This is a genomic window from Nocardia arthritidis (assembly GCF_011801145.1).
Classification (GTDB): Bacteria; Actinomycetota; Actinomycetes; order Mycobacteriales; family Mycobacteriaceae; genus Nocardia; species Nocardia arthritidis_A.
In genome coordinates this window covers 1365917-1380598 of record NZ_CP046172.1, presented here as the reverse complement: position 1 = coordinate 1380598, position 14682 = coordinate 1365917, and the positions used below count along the sequence as shown (strand labels likewise).

Sequence of the window (14682 nt, the reverse complement as noted above, 5' to 3'; positions counted from 1 at the left end):
ATTCCAGACAAACAACCTCCCGGCAAACAACTGGCGCTACGAGTGCCGCCGAATGTTCACCGACGTGGACACCGTTGCGATTACCAACGATTCGTCTGCGACCACGAAGGTTCGACGCAACGGAACCGCCGGTTCGGCGTTTCGCGGACGGTACCGGCGTGTCACGGCGTGTCCCCGAACTGGGCGCATGGCGTGTCGAGGCAGCTCGCAAAATCGCTGGGACACAGGCGGTTTGCCTGCACCCCCCGGCGGATCGAAGTCATCGCATGGCGCTACCGTAGTGACCGATGACACAGAATGGAGCGTTGTGACAACGCGGCCGCCGGCTGCAGAGGGCGACTCGTTCCGAAGAGAAGCCTTCCCACCGAGTGTGGATTCTGCGGTCTCGGCACGCGCCGCCGAAAGTATCGAGCTCGCCGCGCTTTTGCACCGGTGCGGCCGGTCCGACCAGGAAGCCTTCGCCGAGCTCTACGACCGGACCTGCGCCCGCGTCTTCGGCCTGGTGCTACGGGTGCTGCACGATCCCGGATACGCGGAGGAGACCACGCAAGAGGTCTATCTCCAGATCTGGCGCACGGCAGCGAGTTTCGACCCGGAGAAGGGCTCGGCCGTGACGTGGTTGATGACCCTCGCGCACCGCAGAGCGGTCGACCGGGTGCGCGCCGAGCAGGCCCACACCACGCGCGAAGTCGCCTACGGCATAAGGGTTCTCGGCAACGAGTTCGATGAGGTCACCGAGGAGGTCGAGCGCAGACTGGAGCAGCAGGCGGTGCTCGACGGCCTGGCCACGCTGACCGAAACCCAGCGGGAGGCAATCTCACTCGCCTATTACGGCGGGCGAACCTACGCGGAAGTGGCGCATTATTTAGGCGTAGGGTTACCGACCGTTAAGTCCCGGATACGGGACGGGCTGACACGACTGAAAAGAAGTTTGGGGGTGACGTGAGATGAACGAACGCCAGGTCGATCTCGCGAACACCGTCGCGCTCGGATCGATCGACGACGAAGACCATCAAGCCGTACAGGAACTGCTCGACACCGAAGACCCCGCCCTACGCGCGGAATTCATCGCAGAGGTGCGGTCCACCAGGGACGCACTCGCGGCGCTCGCCGATACGACGGCGGCCCAGCCGCCGTCCGCACTGCGTGACCGCCTGCTCGCCGCCATCGCCGCTGAGCAGCCGCCGGTCGCCTCCTGAAGCGCTTGTCCGCCTCCCCGCGTATTCAGGCCAGACTCGTCTGCCGCAAGGTTTGCGTCGGCGGCCGACGGTAGGACCGTGAGCGAGTTAGCCGGTCCCCGACGAGTTACCCATGTACTCACGAAATCAGTTGTTGCTTGGATATGGGCAAGGCCCCCAAACTTTTTCAGGTTTGGGGGCCTTGTTCGTGTGTCGCTCAGCGGGCGGTTGATGCTCGCTCAGTGCGCGTGACCGTGGTGGCCGTGGTCGGGCGCCTCCTCGGCGGGCTTGTCGACAACGGCGCTCTCGGTGGTGAGCACCATGCGCGCGACGGAGGCCGCGTTGACGACCGCCGAGCGGGTCACCTTCACCGGGTCGACGACGCCGTCAGTGAGCAGATCACCGTAGGTGAGGGTGGCGGCGTTGAAGCCCTCCTTGCCCTCGGCGACCTTGCTGACCACAACGGCGCCGTCCAGGCCCGCGTTGGTGGCGATCCAGTACAGCGGCGCCTGCAGTGCCTGACGCACCACCTCGACGCCGACCGCCTCGTCACCGGACAGCGAGTCGCGCAGTTCCACCAGCTTGCCGCTGGCCTGCACCAGCGCGGTGCCACCGCCGGGCACGATGCCCTCGGCGACGGCGGCCTTGGCCGCGCTCACCGCGTCCTCCACCCGGTACTTGCGCTCCTTGAGCGCGGTCTCGGTGGCCGCGCCGACCTTGATCACCGCGACGCCGCCGGCCAGCTTGGCCAGCCGCTCCTCGAGCTTCTCCCGATCCCAGTCGGAGTCGGTGGCCTCGATCTCGCGGCGCAGCTGCGCGCCACGGGCGGCGATATCGTCCGCGCTGCCCGCGCCGTCGATGATGGTGGTGTCGTCCTTGGTGACGACGACGCGCCGCGCCTGGCCGAGCAGGTCGAGGCCGGCCTCGCGCAGGGTGATGCCCAGGTCGGGGTTGATCACGGTGCCCGCGGTGACGACGGCCAGGTCGTCCAGGAACGCCTTGCGACGGTCGCCGAAGAACGGCGCCTTCACCGCGACGGCCTTGATGGTCTTGCGGATCGAGTTGACCACCAGGGTGGACAGCGGCTCGCCCTCGACATCCTCGGCGATGATCAGCACGGCCTTGCCGGATTCGGCGATCTTCTCCAGCAGCGGCAGGAAGTCGGGCAGCGAGCTGATCTTCTCGCGGTTCAGCAGGATGAGCGCATCCTCCAGCACGGCCTGCTGGGTTTCCGGATCGGTGACGAAGTACGGCGACAGGAAGCCCTTGTCGAACTGCACGCCCTCGGTGACGACGAGTTCGGTCTGCAGCGTCGAGGACTCCTCGACGGTGACGACGCCGTCCTTGCCGACGGTGGTCAGCGCCTTGCCGACCATTTCGCCGATCTCCTCGTCGCGCGAGGACACGGTGGCGACCTGCGCGATGGCCTGCTCACCCGACACCGGGGTGGCGGCGGCCAGCAGCGTCTCGGAGACCGCGTCGGCGGCCTTGGCGATGCCGGAGCCGACCGCGATCGGGTTCGCGCCCGCCGCGATGTTCTTCAGGCCGGCCCGGACCAGCGCCTGGGCCAGCACGGTCGCGGTGGTGGTGCCGTCGCCCGCGACGTCATTGGTCTTGGTGGCGACGCTCTTGACCAGCTGCGCGCCGAGGTTCTCGAACGGGTCCTCCAGCTCGATGTCGCGCGCGATGGTGACACCGTCGTTGGTCACGGTCGGGCCGCCGAAGGCCTTCGCGAGCACGACGTGACGGCCGCGCGGGCCGAGGGTGACCTTGACGGCGTCGGCGAGCTTGTCGACACCGCGTTCCAGAGCCCGACGAGCCTTCTCGTCGAACTCGATCTGCTTTGCCATAAGTCTTGTTCCTTTTGGGGGTTCCGGGGTTGAGACGACGCTGCCCCGGCCCCGCGTCGGGGAACCGGGGCAGCGTCATGCCGACTCGTTCCCGGCGTCAGCCGGGCGCGCGGTGCGGTAAAGCGTGAAAATCACCGCAGGATCCCGTCTTTCGCCGGGACGACCGCGCGGGACGTCGTCACTTGGTGACGACGGCCAGGATGTCGCGCGCCGACAGGATGAGGTACTCCTCGCCCTGGTACTTGATCTCGGTGCCGCCGTACTTGCTGTAGATGACGACGTCACCCTCCTTGACGTCGACCGGGATACGGTCGCCCTTGTCGGTGACGCGTCCCTCGCCGACGGCGATGACGGTGCCCTCCTGCGGCTTCTCCTTCGCCGTGTCGGGGATGACCAGGCCGGAGGCCGTCGTCGTCTCGGCCTCGTTGGCCTGGACGAGGATCTTGTCCTCGAGCGGCTTGATGTTCACGCTCGCCACGTTGAGCCCTCCACTTTCAGGGGATTTTCGGTCGTCCGGGACTGTTGTACCGGACCATCGGTTTTGGTCACGATGCTGACCCTGCGCATAGCCCCGTCGTCGCGGGTGCCGGGACCCCTGCTCAGTAGTCAAACTGGCACAAGCACTTAACAGTGCCGACTAGCACTCTATACATGCGAGTGCCAGCGCTCAAGGGATGGGTCTGCCAGAGCCGGATTTGCCCCGCCGCTAATCCGCGACCGCCCGGTCGAATCCCGCCCGGACAACCGAAACGGTATAACGCCACACCACAGGCCCGCCGCCCTGGTCAATTGTCCGATTCGTGACACGCGGCTAACACGCCGAGCGCGACGCGCGAAGCCCTTCCCAAGAGATCAGGAAATCTGTAACGTTCGGATAACGGATTGTGACAGTATTGACGACGGTCGCTGTCCAGGCACCGTGTTCGTCACGAACCGGCGTCATCGGAGGCCATGCTTCGTCACAGAAATACCGTCGTCATAGCACCAGACGTTTCGAACAGCTTCACCAGAGAGCAAGCAACACGTGATCCAAGGCCGGCCGACGCGCCCCATCCGGACAACGGTCCGGCCGGATCTCGAGCACGTATCGCTCGCCAACCACGCGGCGGTGCGGCAGTCCATTCGAGATGGTCGGCACCACCATGACCATCCGCTCGAAGGGAGGTGAACATGCGAACATCCCTCGGCATCTCGGCCGGGCACGAGGTCGTGTGCTCGGCGCTGGTGGCAACCGCGTCCAACGGCGCGCAAACATTCGACTACCGCGTGGTGTCGGCCGACGCCGCGCACTCCGACCTCGGCGATCTCGTCGCGTCCTCCATCGAGCTGATGACCAATCAGCTGCCGGCCACCCCGTCGCACGATCTCACCCACCCCGTCGGCGCCCGGTTCGCCGGCACCCGCCCGTTGAGCGTGGAACCGGTCACCGCCCGCCCGCCGACCAGCGTCGCGGTCGCGTACCGCAATCGCGAACAGGCACAGGTCATTCGGTCCGCCACCGGTAAGCAGCGCGATCTCAAGCTGGTCCCGGAGGGCACCGCATCGCTCACCTACCTGCAGCACACCGGCCTGCTCGACCGCTACAACACCGTCGCCATCGTCGACCTCGGCGCGTCCGGGCTCAGCGTCACCGTCGCGGATCCGGCCGACTGCACCGTGCTGCACACCGAACGCACCGTCGCGATCAGCGGTAACGCCATCGACGAGCTGATCTACCACCACCTGGTCGACCTGCACTACGCCCGCCGCGGCACCCGGCCGAACCGGAATATGCTCACCAACCGCGGCCGCGCCGCCAAGGAGCACCTGTCCATCGCGCCCGCCGTCACCATCGACCATGTGGCCGGACAGCCACTGAAGCTCACCAGGGCCGATTTCGAGGAGCTGGTGGCCGACCTGCTGCGCGAGACCGCGGTATTCGCCGCGGCGGTCTTCGCCAGGGCGCCGCGCTTCCCGGAGGCCGTCGCGGTGATCGGCGGCGGGGCCAATATCCCGGCCGTGCTGACCACCCTCGGCGACCAGCTCGACGTTCCGGTGCTCACCGTGCCCGACCCGGAGGCCGTGATCGCGAAAGGCGCTGCGCTGGTTGCCGATTCGATGCAGCCGGCGGTCTTCCCGACCAACGGATCCGATGCGCCCGGCGGCACGTTCACCAAGGTGGTCGGCACGCTGGCCGGCGCCGTCGTGGTGGTCGGACTGGTCATCGGCTACGGCGTGAAGGAATTCTCGCCCGCCTCGCAGGACCACCCCATCGCGCCCGTCGTCACCACCAGCGGCGCGGGCCAGCCGACCCCGCCGGTCAGCATCGCCCCGCCCCTCGTGCCGAGCTCCGGCGGCGTCGGCACCAGCACCCACGACTCGACACCGCGGCCGCCCGGCAACCTGCCGTCCGTCACCCAGGACCACGGCCAGCCGAGCACCACCCATCCCGACAGCGGCCCCGCCGTCCCCACCACCGCCGGCCAACCGACCCTGCGCCCCGATCCGAACCTGCCGCCCATCCCCTTCCCCGAACTCCCCGGCCTGCTCGGTCCCCTGCTCGCCCCCGCCACTCCGTCTCAGGGTGGTGCGGGTTCCGGCTCCGGCACGGCTCCCGGGACGCAAACGCCGGTACCGAACTGGACACCAGGTACGACGCAGGCGCCCGCGAAGGGCAGGATTCCGTTGCCGCCGCGGACCGGGTCATCGAACCGGATTCCGTTGCCGGGGTTGATGTTGCCTTATGAGGATTTGGACTGAGGTTCCTCCGCGGGTTCCGGGGAGGAGTTCCGGGAGAAGGTTCCGGGGAGACGGTTGTTGACGATCGCTTCTGGGTTGTGAGGAGACGCGCGCCGTTGGTGGGCTTGTCTCACCCGTGTGGCGTGCCGCACGGGTGAGTGTGGTCGGAATCGTCTGGTTTGGATTTGCTGTCCGCGCTGGTGGATCGGGCGGGATGACCCGAGGCGGAGTTTCGTCGGCAGGTGGCGTTGGCTGCCGCACCCCGTCTTCGAACCGTGCGTTGGTTGTACGGGGTGCGCGCTCCATGGGCGGGGTGCGGCAACACCTTTCGCCGACCTGCCGCCGAAAACGGCTGTGGCTCAGCGCAGTTGGCTGACCGATACCGCCAGGCCCGGATCGGTTGCCACATTCAACGTCGACGCCGCTGCTCCGCCGCCGATGACGTGGGCGCCGAGTGCGGCGATCATCACGCCGTTGTCGGTGCAGAGCCGGGGGCGCGGCACCCGCAGAGCCAGACCCGCTGCGGCGCAGCGTTCCTCGGCCATCGAACGGATGCGGGAGTTGGCGGTGGCGCCGCCGCCGAGTACCAGGGTGTCGACGCCGACATCCTGCGCGGCGCGGATGGCCTTCATGGTGAGCACATCGGCGACGGCCTCCTGGAAGGAGGCGGCGATATCGGAGATCGGTAGATCGTCGGCGGCGAATCCGTTGCGCTGGGCCGCCTCGACATAGCGGGCCACAGCGGTTTTCAAACCGGAGAAGGAGAAGTCGTAGCGCGGGTCGCGCGGTCCGGTCATGCCGCGCGGGAAGGCGATCGCGCGCGGATCGCCGCCCTGGGCGGCCGCGTCCAGCGCCGGACCACCCGGGAAGCCGAGGCCGAGCAGCCGCGCCACCTTGTCGAACGCCTCACCGGCGGCGTCATCGACGGTGCTGCCCAGCTCGACGATCGGTTCCGCCAAATCCTTGACGTGCAACAGATGTGTATGCCCGCCGGAGACCAGCAGTGCGACGCACGGCGGCATCGGGCCGTGCTCCAGGGTGTCCACCGCGACATGCCCGCCGAGGTGGTTCAACGCGTAGAACGGGATATCCCAGGCCGCCGCATAGGCTTTCGCGGCCGCGACACCGACGAGCAGCGCACCGGCCAGACCCGGTCCGATGGTGACGGCCAGCGCATCGGGTCGTTCGATACCCGCGGCGGCGAGCGCGCGCCGCATGGCGGGCACGATCGCCTCCAGGTGTGCGCGCGAGGCGATCTCCGGGACGACGCCGCCGAACCGCGCGTGCTGATCGACGCTGGAGGCGACCTCGTCGGCGAGCAGTTCGCAGCTGCCGTCCGGGCGGCGCCGGACGATTCCGACTCCCGTTTCGTCGCAGGAGCTTTCGACACCCATGATGATCACGAGAGCACCTCGTCCGGCTGGGTCAGCGCCGCGTCGGCGGGCGGGAACGGCGCCAGCTCGGGGCGGCGCATGGTGTAGGCGTCGGCGCCGCTGGGCTGGTAGTAGTTCTTCCGCAGGCCGATGATGTGAAAGCCGTGCTTGGCGTAGAGCGCGATGGCGGGGGTGTTGTCGGTGCGCACCTCGAGGAACACCGGCCCGCCGCGCTTACCCGCCTCCGCGAGCAACGCCTCCAGCAGCAGTGTTCCGATGCCCGCGCGGTGACAGTCGGGGTCGACACCGATGGTGTGCACCTCGGCCTCCGGGTGTTCGGCATCACCGAGCAGCGCGACACCCGCGTAACCGACCATGCGATCGGTCTCGTCGCGGGCGGTGATGTAGCGGTTGTGCGGCCCGGCGAGTTCGGATCGGAAGGCGACGGCCTGCCACGGATCGTCCTCGGGGAACAGCACCTGCTCCAGTTCCACGCAGCGCTCGATATCGGCGAGCCCCATCGGCTCGATGCGGATCGCCACCGTCATGCCCCTGTCCGGTCGAGGGTGCGGTAGCTGTTCTCGACGGCATCGGGGCGGCGCAGGTACAGCGGGACCATCGGTTCCGGCACCGCGTACGACAGCAGTTCGGGGGTCGCGATGTGCACCAGTCCGGCCGGGGACGGCGTCTCCACCGGGAGCACCGGAAGATCGAAAAAGTCGACGTGCGAGGCGGATCCGGCGATCACCGTGGCCTGCCCGAAATCCAGGTCGGTCGGTTTGCTCACATCGGGTCCGGCGATGCGAGCGCCGTCACGGTAGCGCGCCCAGTAGACCTCGCGGCGGCGCGCGTCGGTGACGATGAGCAGTTCGGCGCCCTCGGCCAGATCCGCGGCGGCGTCGGCGGCGATCGCGTCGAGACTGCACACCCCGTACACCGGAATGCCGAGCGCATCACCGAAGGCGGCGGCGGTGGCCATGCCGACCCGAAGACCGGTGAACGGTCCCGGCCCGACCCCGCACACCACGGCGGCCAGCTCGGATCTGGAACGTCCTGTCTCCGTGAGGCATTCGAGGATCTGCGGGGTGAGCACCTCGGCGTGTGCGCGAGCGTCGACCCGCACCCGGGTGGCGATGGTGCGCACCTGGGCGGGATGTGCCGCGCCTGCGGCGGGCTCCAGTTCCACCAATCCCGCGGTAACGGCGGGTGTCGCGGTGTCGACAGCTAGTACAAGCATGATTGCCCCAACGATACCGGGTGGTAGCTGCGCAAGGAGTTTACCCACCCCGTCGGCGGCAAGCGCCTGCCGCCCGGGGCGGAGCTCAGTCCACCCATTCCCAGACGGCGGTGCGCACCTCGGAATCGGGTTCCCGCGAGAGCAGCACCCGCAGGTGCCGGTCGGTGAGATGTTCGACGACGCCGCGACCCCATTCCACAACCACCACAGCCTGATTCAGGTCGGTGTCCAGATCCAGCGCGTCCAACTCGTCCAGGTCGCCGCTGAGCCGGTACGCGTCGACGTGCACCAGGGGCACCGGGTCCGCACCGTCTCGCTGCCCGGCACGGTGCTGGCGGGCGATGATGAACGTGGGCGAACTCACGCGGCCCTGCACGCCGAGCCCGGCTGCGATACCTCGGGTCAGCGCCGTCTTGCCCGCGCCGAGCGGTCCGTCGAGCACCACCAGATCGCCCGCGCGCAGTCCGGCGGCCAACTCGCGGCCCAGCGCCTCCGTATCCTCGACGGTCGGCAGGACGCGCTCCTGTCGCTCAGCCACCCACCACCTCCGATTCCTGCTGGCGCCCTTCCGGTTCGATCGCGCCCGCCCGGACCAGCAGCCGGTCGAGCGCGGCATTGACGATATCCGGGAACTGCAGATGCGCCATGTGCGCCGCCTCGGCGAGCCGGATCAGCTCGCTGTTCGGCAGGGCGGCGGCCAGCGCGCGGGAGTTGCGGAACGGGATGACCAGATCGTGCATGCCGCCGATCACGAGCACCGGTGTATTCGCCAAGGTCGGCAGCGCCGCGGATTCATCGTGCAGTTCGATCGCCTTCAGGAACTTCACGATGGTTTCCACGGGTGTGCGATCGATCATGTGCGTGGTGAAGCGGGACAGCGTCGGGCTCACCGGACCGTGATACGAGCTGACGTGCAGGATGGGCGTGATCACATGTCGCGCCGTACTGCGTCCGGCCTGCACCAGCGCGGGTGCGGTGTGCACGGCCAGCCGGAATCCGTCGATGGCCGGGCTGCGCAGCAGCTGGGTGATGCCCGCGGCGGTGACCTCGGCGGCGGCCGTCGACAGCAGTCCGACCCCGATCACCCTGGCGGCGAACAGGTCGGCGAATTGCGCGGCGGCCGCGAGCACCGCCATCCCGCCGAGCGAATGCCCAACCAGCACAACGCGTCCGGTCGGTACGGCGGCCTCCAACACGGCGACCAGGTCGCGGCCGAGCTGTGCGACGGTGCAGCTCTCGGTGCTCGGCGTGCCGGATCGGCCGTGCCCGCGCAGATCGAACAGCACCAGCCGCACCCTTGGGCCCCAGCGCTTTTCGAGATCGCGACGCTGAAAGTGGAAGGACTCCATGGTGTTACAGAAACCGTGGACGAATATCACCGTGACGGGCGCATCGGCAGGGCCGCATTCCCTGGTGGCGAGCTCGACACCGTCGGCGGTGGTGACGGTGCCGGAGCGATCGGCCTCGATGAGCCCGAAGTCCTCGTCGCGATATTCGTCACGCCGGGCGGGCCACAGCACATGCGCACCCGCGCGGCGCAGGGCGTGCACCCCGGCCAGCGCGGCGACGACGCCCGCCGTGGCCAGCCCGCCCTGCACCGCCACGCGGGTCCGTCGGGTCATCGGGTGCTCGCAGGGGGAGGTGGAGCCGATCGGGGGTGGGTGAGTTCGGCTCCGCCGACATGCCGCCGGACCACCCGGCTGTGTGGCGCGCAGACGATCTCGTAATGGATGGTGCCGAGCCGGTCGGCCCAATCCTGGGCCCGCGGTTCGCCGGGACCGCCGCCGAACAGCACCGCGATATCGCCCTCTTGGACGCCCTCGGCATTGTCGCCGAGGTCGACGACGAACTGGTCCATACAAATCCGGCCGACGCTCGGGCGCGGCACACCGCCGAGCAGCACCTCGAAGCGGCCGCCGAGCGAGCGGAAGACGCCGTCGGCGTAACCGGCCGGTATGAGTGCGACGGTGGTGTCGTGCGGCGCCACCCATTCGTGGCCGTACGAGACGCCCTCCCCCGCCGCGACCCGCTTGACCAGGGCGACCCGCGCCTGGAAGGTCATCGCCGGCCGCAGATCCGCGTCGACGAGGTCCGGCACCGGGTTCAACCCGTACATGGCGATGCCGGGGCGGACCATATCGAAGGCCAGATCGGGTCGCAGCAGTGTGGCCGGGGAGTTGGCCAGATGCACCAGTTCCGGTTCCAGGCCGTGCTCCTTCGCCGCGGCGATGGCGTCGAGGAACCGGTCGCGCTGGCGGTCGTTGGCCGGATGGTTCGGTTCGTCGGCGCGGGCGAGGTGGGAGAAGACGGCGCGGAACCGCACCACCTGTTCGTCGACCAGGTTCCGCAGCGCGGGGAGGAGCTCTGGGAGTTCGTGCGGTGGTACGCCGTTGCGGTTGAGTCCGGTGTCCACCTTCAGCGTCACCGTCGCGGTCTGCCCCGCTTCCCGCGCACCCCGTTCGACGGACCGGAGCCCCGCGACGGAGGACACCCCGATTTCGATATCGGCGGTGACCGCGGCGGCGTAGTCGGCGTGAGATCCGTTCAGCCAGGACAGAATCGGCACGGTGAGCCCGGCCGCGCGCAGCTGGAGGGCTTCGTCGATGGTGGTGACACCGATTTCGGCGGCCCCTGCCGCGACGGCTGCTCGGGCCACCTCGACTGCGCCGTGGTTGTAGCCGTCCGCCTTGACCACCGCCATCACGGCGGCGTCACCGGCGTATGCACGCAGGACCCGCACGTTATGGGCGATGGCTTCCAGATCGATGACCGTCTCCACTTGCGCATTCACGCTTGTTGATCCTGCCATCCTGGACCGTGGTCCGGCGAGCGCGTTATCCGCTCGTGCTCTCGTTCCGGGTCGGTGAGCTGCGGCCGTCAGGCATTGATCGGTCGCGGATAGGGGCTGTGCATCGTCAGGAATTTGATGTCGAAGTCGCGCTCCAGATAGTCCATCCGGCGCGCCAGGAACTCCCGCATATGCGGCAGTTCGAGGTGCCGGTCCAGGTCCGCCTTCGACCGCCACACCTCGTAGAACACGAAATTGCCCGGCTCGGCGCTGTCCTCGTGGCAGTGATATTCGAGCGCGCCGTCCTCCTCGCGGGTCGGCGCGACGAACGACAGCAGCAGCTCGCGCAGTTCGGCCGCGCGTTCCGGTTTCGCACGCGCGACCCCGACCAGCGCGAATGGAATATTGTCGAGATTAGGTATGATCATTTCCATACCTCGGACGCTAGGCCGATCTGAGGTAAGAAGCAAATCGTACCTACGTGAGAGGCCGCCTTGCCCGATATCGACGAGCCGACCCCCGAGCAGATGGACCTGGGCACGGTCCTCGCCGCACTTGCCGATCGCCATCGCAGACGCGTGATCGTGGCCCTGCTCGCCGAGCCGGACGGCACCGAACGCACCTGCGTCTCCTTCGACCTGCCGGTCTCGAAGGCCACACTGACCCACCACTTCCGGACCCTGCGCACCGCGGGTCTCATCCGTCAGGTCAACCGCGGCAACAGCAATATGGCCCAGCTGCGCCGCGCCGAGGTCGCGGCCCGATTCCCGGGGCTACTGGAACTTCTTCAGGCGGAGGGCGAACGAGAATCGCATTCGTAGGGCTGGTCGATGAGCAGCGTTCGCGTACAAACGAATTCGCAACCTTGATCGAAAACCGGTGCAGCGCTGATCAGCCCGCGACGGCCAGCGAATGCGGGCGACCAGCGCCACCGGATTCAGCCTGCCGTGGCCAGGGTACGCAGTACCCGGATGGCGGGGCGGATGTGTTCGAGCAGCGGGGCGGCGGAGGTCGGTGCACCGGCCGAAAACTCCTCGTGGGCCGAAAGATTCGCGGCCAGCGCGTGGACGCGGGCGGCGGCCGCGGCGGACCAGGCCGGGGGTCGGCCCGCGGCGAGGAGTGCGCCGATGATGCCGGAGAGGACGTCGCCCGCACCGGCGGTGGCGGCCCACGAGCCACCCGCCTCGTTGACGTGAACCACTCGACCCGGATCGGCGACGAGCGTGGCCCGGCCCTTGAGCAGGATGGTGACCTGCCAGGATTCGGCCAGGGCGCGCACGGCGGCGACCCGGTCCGCCCCCACCTCGCGACCGGTGAGACGGGCGAATTCGCCTGCGTGCGGGGTCAATACGGTCGGCGCCGGGCGATTGCGGACCAGGTCCGGGTCGGCGGCGAGCAGGGTGAGGCCGTCGGCATCGACCACCACCGGAAGGTCGGTGGCCAGGATTTCGGCCAGCCGATCGCGGGCCTCGGCATCGGTTCCCGCACCCGGTCCGAACACCCAGGACTGAACCCGGCCGGTTTTCGAAACATCCTCAGCGGCAATTACTTCCGGAAAACGCGCGAGAACGTCATGCGCCGCGGTCCCCGCGTAGCGGACCATGCCGGAGGTGGCCGCGACGGCCGCACCGGTGCACAGCACGGCGGCGCCCGGATAGGTGGCGCTACCCGCACAGATTCCGGTGACTCCCTGGGTGTATTTGTCGTCGGCGGGGCCGGGCACCGGCCAGGACTCGCCGATCGAGGACGGTTCCAGCGCTGCGAGATTCGGCTCGGGCAGGCGCAAACCGATGGGCACCAACTCGATTCGGCCGCAGTAGGGCGCGGCCAGCGCGTGCACCGGCTTGTACGCGCCGAAGGCGACCGTGACGTCCGCGCGCACGGCTGGCCCGGACACCGCGCCGGTATCCGGATCGACTCCGCTCGGCAGGTCCGCCGCGATGATCGGCACATCCAGCGCGGCAACGAGTTCCGCGGCCCGCGGCCGCAGCGGGCCGCGACCGGAGATTCCGACGATGCCGTCGATCACCAAATCCGGTGTGCCGCTTTCCGCCACGATGCGGCCGCCGGTTCTACGCAGCGCGGCAAGACCTTTCGCATGCGCACGCTCGGGATTCAGCAGCACGGCGGACACCGCGACACCGCGCCGCCGCAGCATCGAACCGGCCCACAGGGCGTCACCCCCGTTGTCACCGGAGCCGACCAGCAGCGTCACCGACCGCCCCGCGACCCCGCCGGTGCGCGCCCGCAATTCGCCCGCGACCACGGTGGCCAGCCCGTGCGCCGCCCGCCGCATCGGCACGCCATCCGGCACCCGGGTGAACAGTTCGGCCTCCGCCGCCCGCACTTCGTCGGCGGTGAAGTAACCCCGCTGGGACATGGCGCTCGCCTCCACTGAGTCGCTCGGCTCTCGTTCGTCACATTGTCCGCCACTATCGGCGTCGCCGCGGCCCGACGCGGGTTCGCCGGCGGCGCCGACTACGCTTGACAACCATGCCAACTGTCAGTCTTCGCGCTGGGTTCGTGCCGGTCACCGCCGCGCTCACCGTCGCGGCAACGATGTTGCTGTCGGGCTGCGGTGGCGGCGATTCCGGCTCGGCCGCGAAAACGACGACGGCGGCGGCCAGTTCGGCGAGCGCCGCGCCTGGCGCGCCGAAACCGGCGACGATCACGGTCGATGTCGCCGATATGAAGTTCAGCCCGGCCGATTTGACGGTGAAGGTGGGCGACACGGTGACCTGGAAATTCCACGACCGCTTCCCACACAGCGTGCAGGGCATCGGCGACAAGGCCATGGGTATCAACAGCCCCATCTTCGACAAAGGCGAGTGGAGTTACACATTCACCGCACCCGGGACCTATCGCTATATGTGCTCGCTGCATCCGGAGATGCGCGGCACCGTCACGGCACAGTAATCGCGCTGTCCGCCACCTGAATTCGGATAGCTCAGACCGGGTGGTAGTCGCGCGGGCGAATTCCCCCGGACCCGGCCGAGTTCAACGCCTCGACCGCCGAAACCAGCGGTGCCAGTCCGGGATTGGCGGCGGCCTGCCCGAGCGCGCCGGCGAGTGCGGCATCGTGCGTCGGCCTGGCCTCGGCGAGCAGCCGGAGACCGTCGGGCGTCACGTCGGTGTAGATCCCGCGGCGATCGTCCGGGCACAGGTAGCGCTGTAGCAGCCCGCGATCCTCCAGCCGGGTGACCAGGCGGGTGGTCGCGCTCTGGCTGAGCACGACGGCCTCGGCGACCTGGTTCATCCGCAGATGTCCGCCGGGCCCGTCGTGCTGACGGCTCAGCACGACCAGCAGCGAGTACTCGCGCACGCTCAGGTTGTGGCCGGTCTGCAGGGCGCGCTCGATATGCGCCTCGATCCGGTCGTGCAGCAGCGACAGGGCGTACCAGCCATCGGCCAGGCCGGTCAGAGCGGCGTCCGCGGTCATGCCATCCAGGATAGCCCAGATTCGAAATAGCCCGCGTTTGCAATTAGCACGCGCACGCAATTATTGTTCTCGACTGTAAACCTCGGACGCAATGACATG

16 protein-coding genes are annotated in these 14682 nt (G+C 68.6%); 5 read left to right on the top strand and 11 right to left on the bottom strand.

Going from position 1 to position 14682, the window contains the following annotated elements; all coding sequences use genetic code 11:
• The first annotated feature begins 370 nt into the window (after positions 1-370).
• Positions 371-946 (top strand): sigma-70 family RNA polymerase sigma factor, encoded by a 576-nt coding sequence (locus F5544_RS05970; RefSeq protein ID WP_167472251.1) that lies wholly within the window; start codon positions 371-373, stop codon positions 944-946.
• Between the two features lies 1 nt (position 947).
• Positions 948-1199 carry an RskA family anti-sigma factor gene (locus F5544_RS05965; protein WP_167472250.1) on the top strand — a complete coding sequence of 84 codons (252 nt, stop codon included), beginning with the start codon at positions 948-950 and terminating at the stop codon, positions 1197-1199.
• Between the two features lie 218 nt (positions 1200-1417).
• Here F5544_RS05965 and groL read toward each other — a convergent pair whose 3' ends face one another.
• Entirely contained in the window at positions 1418-3028 is a 1611-nt protein-coding gene (gene groL / locus F5544_RS05960; protein ID WP_167472249.1) for a chaperonin GroEL, read from the bottom strand.
• A gap of 178 nt (positions 3029-3206) precedes the next feature.
• Positions 3207-3506, bottom strand: coding sequence for a co-chaperone GroES (gene groES / locus F5544_RS05955; protein WP_040686722.1), 300 nt, complete (start codon positions 3504-3506; stop codon positions 3207-3209).
• Positions 3507-4198: 692 nt separating this feature from the next.
• Here groES and F5544_RS05950 point away from each other — a divergent pair.
• The gene (locus tag F5544_RS05950; protein WP_167472248.1) at positions 4199-5767 is read left to right on the top strand and encodes an Hsp70 family protein; all 1569 of its coding nucleotides are present in this window, start codon (positions 4199-4201) and stop codon (positions 5765-5767) included.
• A gap of 338 nt (positions 5768-6105) precedes the next feature.
• Here F5544_RS05950 and tsaD read toward each other — a convergent pair whose 3' ends face one another.
• From tsaD to F5544_RS05915, 7 genes are all read right to left on the bottom strand, one after another.
• Positions 6106-7149, bottom strand: coding sequence for a tRNA (adenosine(37)-N6)-threonylcarbamoyltransferase complex transferase subunit TsaD (gene tsaD / locus F5544_RS05945; protein WP_167472247.1), 1044 nt, complete (start codon positions 7147-7149; stop codon positions 6106-6108).
• Positions 7146-7661 carry a ribosomal protein S18-alanine N-acetyltransferase gene (rimI, locus tag F5544_RS05940; protein ID WP_167479004.1) on the bottom strand — a complete coding sequence of 172 codons (516 nt, stop codon included), beginning with the start codon at positions 7659-7661 and terminating at the stop codon, positions 7146-7148. The genes tsaD and rimI overlap by 4 nt, the downstream gene beginning before the upstream one ends.
• 2 nt (positions 7662-7663) lie before the next feature.
• Positions 7664-8356 carry a tRNA (adenosine(37)-N6)-threonylcarbamoyltransferase complex dimerization subunit type 1 TsaB gene (gene tsaB, locus F5544_RS05935; protein WP_167472246.1) on the bottom strand — a complete coding sequence of 231 codons (693 nt, stop codon included), beginning with the start codon at positions 8354-8356 and terminating at the stop codon, positions 7664-7666.
• 85 nt (positions 8357-8441) lie between these two features.
• Positions 8442-8894: a tRNA (adenosine(37)-N6)-threonylcarbamoyltransferase complex ATPase subunit type 1 TsaE gene (gene tsaE / locus F5544_RS05930; RefSeq protein ID WP_167472245.1), complete on the bottom strand. Its 453-nt coding sequence runs from the start codon at positions 8892-8894 to the stop codon at positions 8442-8444.
• Positions 8887-9978 carry an alpha/beta fold hydrolase gene (locus tag F5544_RS05925; protein WP_167472244.1) on the bottom strand — a complete coding sequence of 364 codons (1092 nt, stop codon included), beginning with the start codon at positions 9976-9978 and terminating at the stop codon, positions 8887-8889. Before F5544_RS05925 ends, tsaE begins: the two co-directional genes overlap by 8 nt.
• Positions 9975-11165, bottom strand: coding sequence for an alanine racemase (alr, locus tag F5544_RS05920; protein WP_167472243.1), 1191 nt, complete (start codon positions 11163-11165; stop codon positions 9975-9977). The genes F5544_RS05925 and alr overlap by 4 nt, the downstream gene beginning before the upstream one ends.
• Positions 11166-11233: 68 nt before the next feature.
• Positions 11234-11572: a putative quinol monooxygenase gene (locus tag F5544_RS05915; protein WP_203217493.1), complete on the bottom strand. Its 339-nt coding sequence runs from the start codon at positions 11570-11572 to the stop codon at positions 11234-11236.
• A 66-nt stretch (positions 11573-11638) separates the two neighbouring features.
• Between F5544_RS05915 and F5544_RS05910 the strand changes: the two genes are divergently transcribed.
• Positions 11639-11965 (top strand): ArsR/SmtB family transcription factor, encoded by a 327-nt coding sequence (locus F5544_RS05910; RefSeq protein ID WP_167472241.1) that lies wholly within the window; start codon positions 11639-11641, stop codon positions 11963-11965.
• Between the two features lie 116 nt (positions 11966-12081).
• On the opposite strand, the gene F5544_RS05905 is transcribed toward F5544_RS05910, so the two are convergent.
• Positions 12082-13524, bottom strand: a complete 1443-nt coding sequence (locus F5544_RS05905) for an NAD(P)H-hydrate dehydratase (RefSeq protein WP_167472240.1) — start codon at positions 13522-13524, stop codon at positions 12082-12084.
• Positions 13525-13637: 113 nt separating this feature from the next.
• Here F5544_RS05905 and F5544_RS05900 point away from each other — a divergent pair, with 113 nt between their 5' ends.
• Positions 13638-14060 carry a cupredoxin domain-containing protein gene (locus F5544_RS05900; RefSeq protein ID WP_167472239.1) on the top strand — a complete coding sequence of 141 codons (423 nt, stop codon included), beginning with the start codon at positions 13638-13640 and terminating at the stop codon, positions 14058-14060.
• A gap of 31 nt (positions 14061-14091) precedes the next feature.
• Here the strand turns inward: F5544_RS05900 and F5544_RS05895 are convergent, their stop codons facing one another.
• Positions 14092-14583, bottom strand: coding sequence for a MarR family winged helix-turn-helix transcriptional regulator (locus F5544_RS05895; protein WP_167472238.1), 492 nt, complete (start codon positions 14581-14583; stop codon positions 14092-14094).
• Between the last annotated feature and the right edge of the window lie 99 nt (positions 14584-14682).

Bases quoted from the DNA above. Each gene is read 5' to 3' on its own strand.
- F5544_RS05925 (WP_167472244.1), bottom strand. From the start codon at position 9,978: ATGACCCGACGGACCCGCGTGGCGGTGCAGGGCGGGCTGGCCACGGCG.
- groL (WP_167472249.1), bottom strand. From the start codon at position 3,028: ATGGCAAAGCAGATCGAGTTCGACGAGAAGGCTCGTCGGGCTCTGGAA.
- tsaB (WP_167472246.1), bottom strand. From the start codon at position 8,356: ATGCTTGTACTAGCTGTCGACACCGCGACACCCGCCGTTACCGCGGGA.
- F5544_RS05905 (WP_167472240.1), bottom strand. From the start codon at position 13,524: ATGTCCCAGCGGGGTTACTTCACCGCCGACGAAGTGCGGGCGGCGGAG.
- alr (WP_167472243.1), bottom strand. From the start codon at position 11,165: ATGGCAGGATCAACAAGCGTGAATGCGCAAGTGGAGACGGTCATCGAT.
- F5544_RS05900 (WP_167472239.1), top strand. From the start codon at position 13,638: ATGCCAACTGTCAGTCTTCGCGCTGGGTTCGTGCCGGTCACCGCCGCG.
- F5544_RS05895 (WP_167472238.1), bottom strand. From the start codon at position 14,583: ATGACCGCGGACGCCGCTCTGACCGGCCTGGCCGATGGCTGGTACGCC.
- F5544_RS05915 (WP_203217493.1), bottom strand. From the start codon at position 11,572: ATGATCATACCTAATCTCGACAATATTCCATTCGCGCTGGTCGGGGTC.
- F5544_RS05950 (WP_167472248.1), top strand. From the start codon at position 4,199: ATGCGAACATCCCTCGGCATCTCGGCCGGGCACGAGGTCGTGTGCTCG.
- F5544_RS05965 (WP_167472250.1), top strand. From the start codon at position 948: ATGAACGAACGCCAGGTCGATCTCGCGAACACCGTCGCGCTCGGATCG.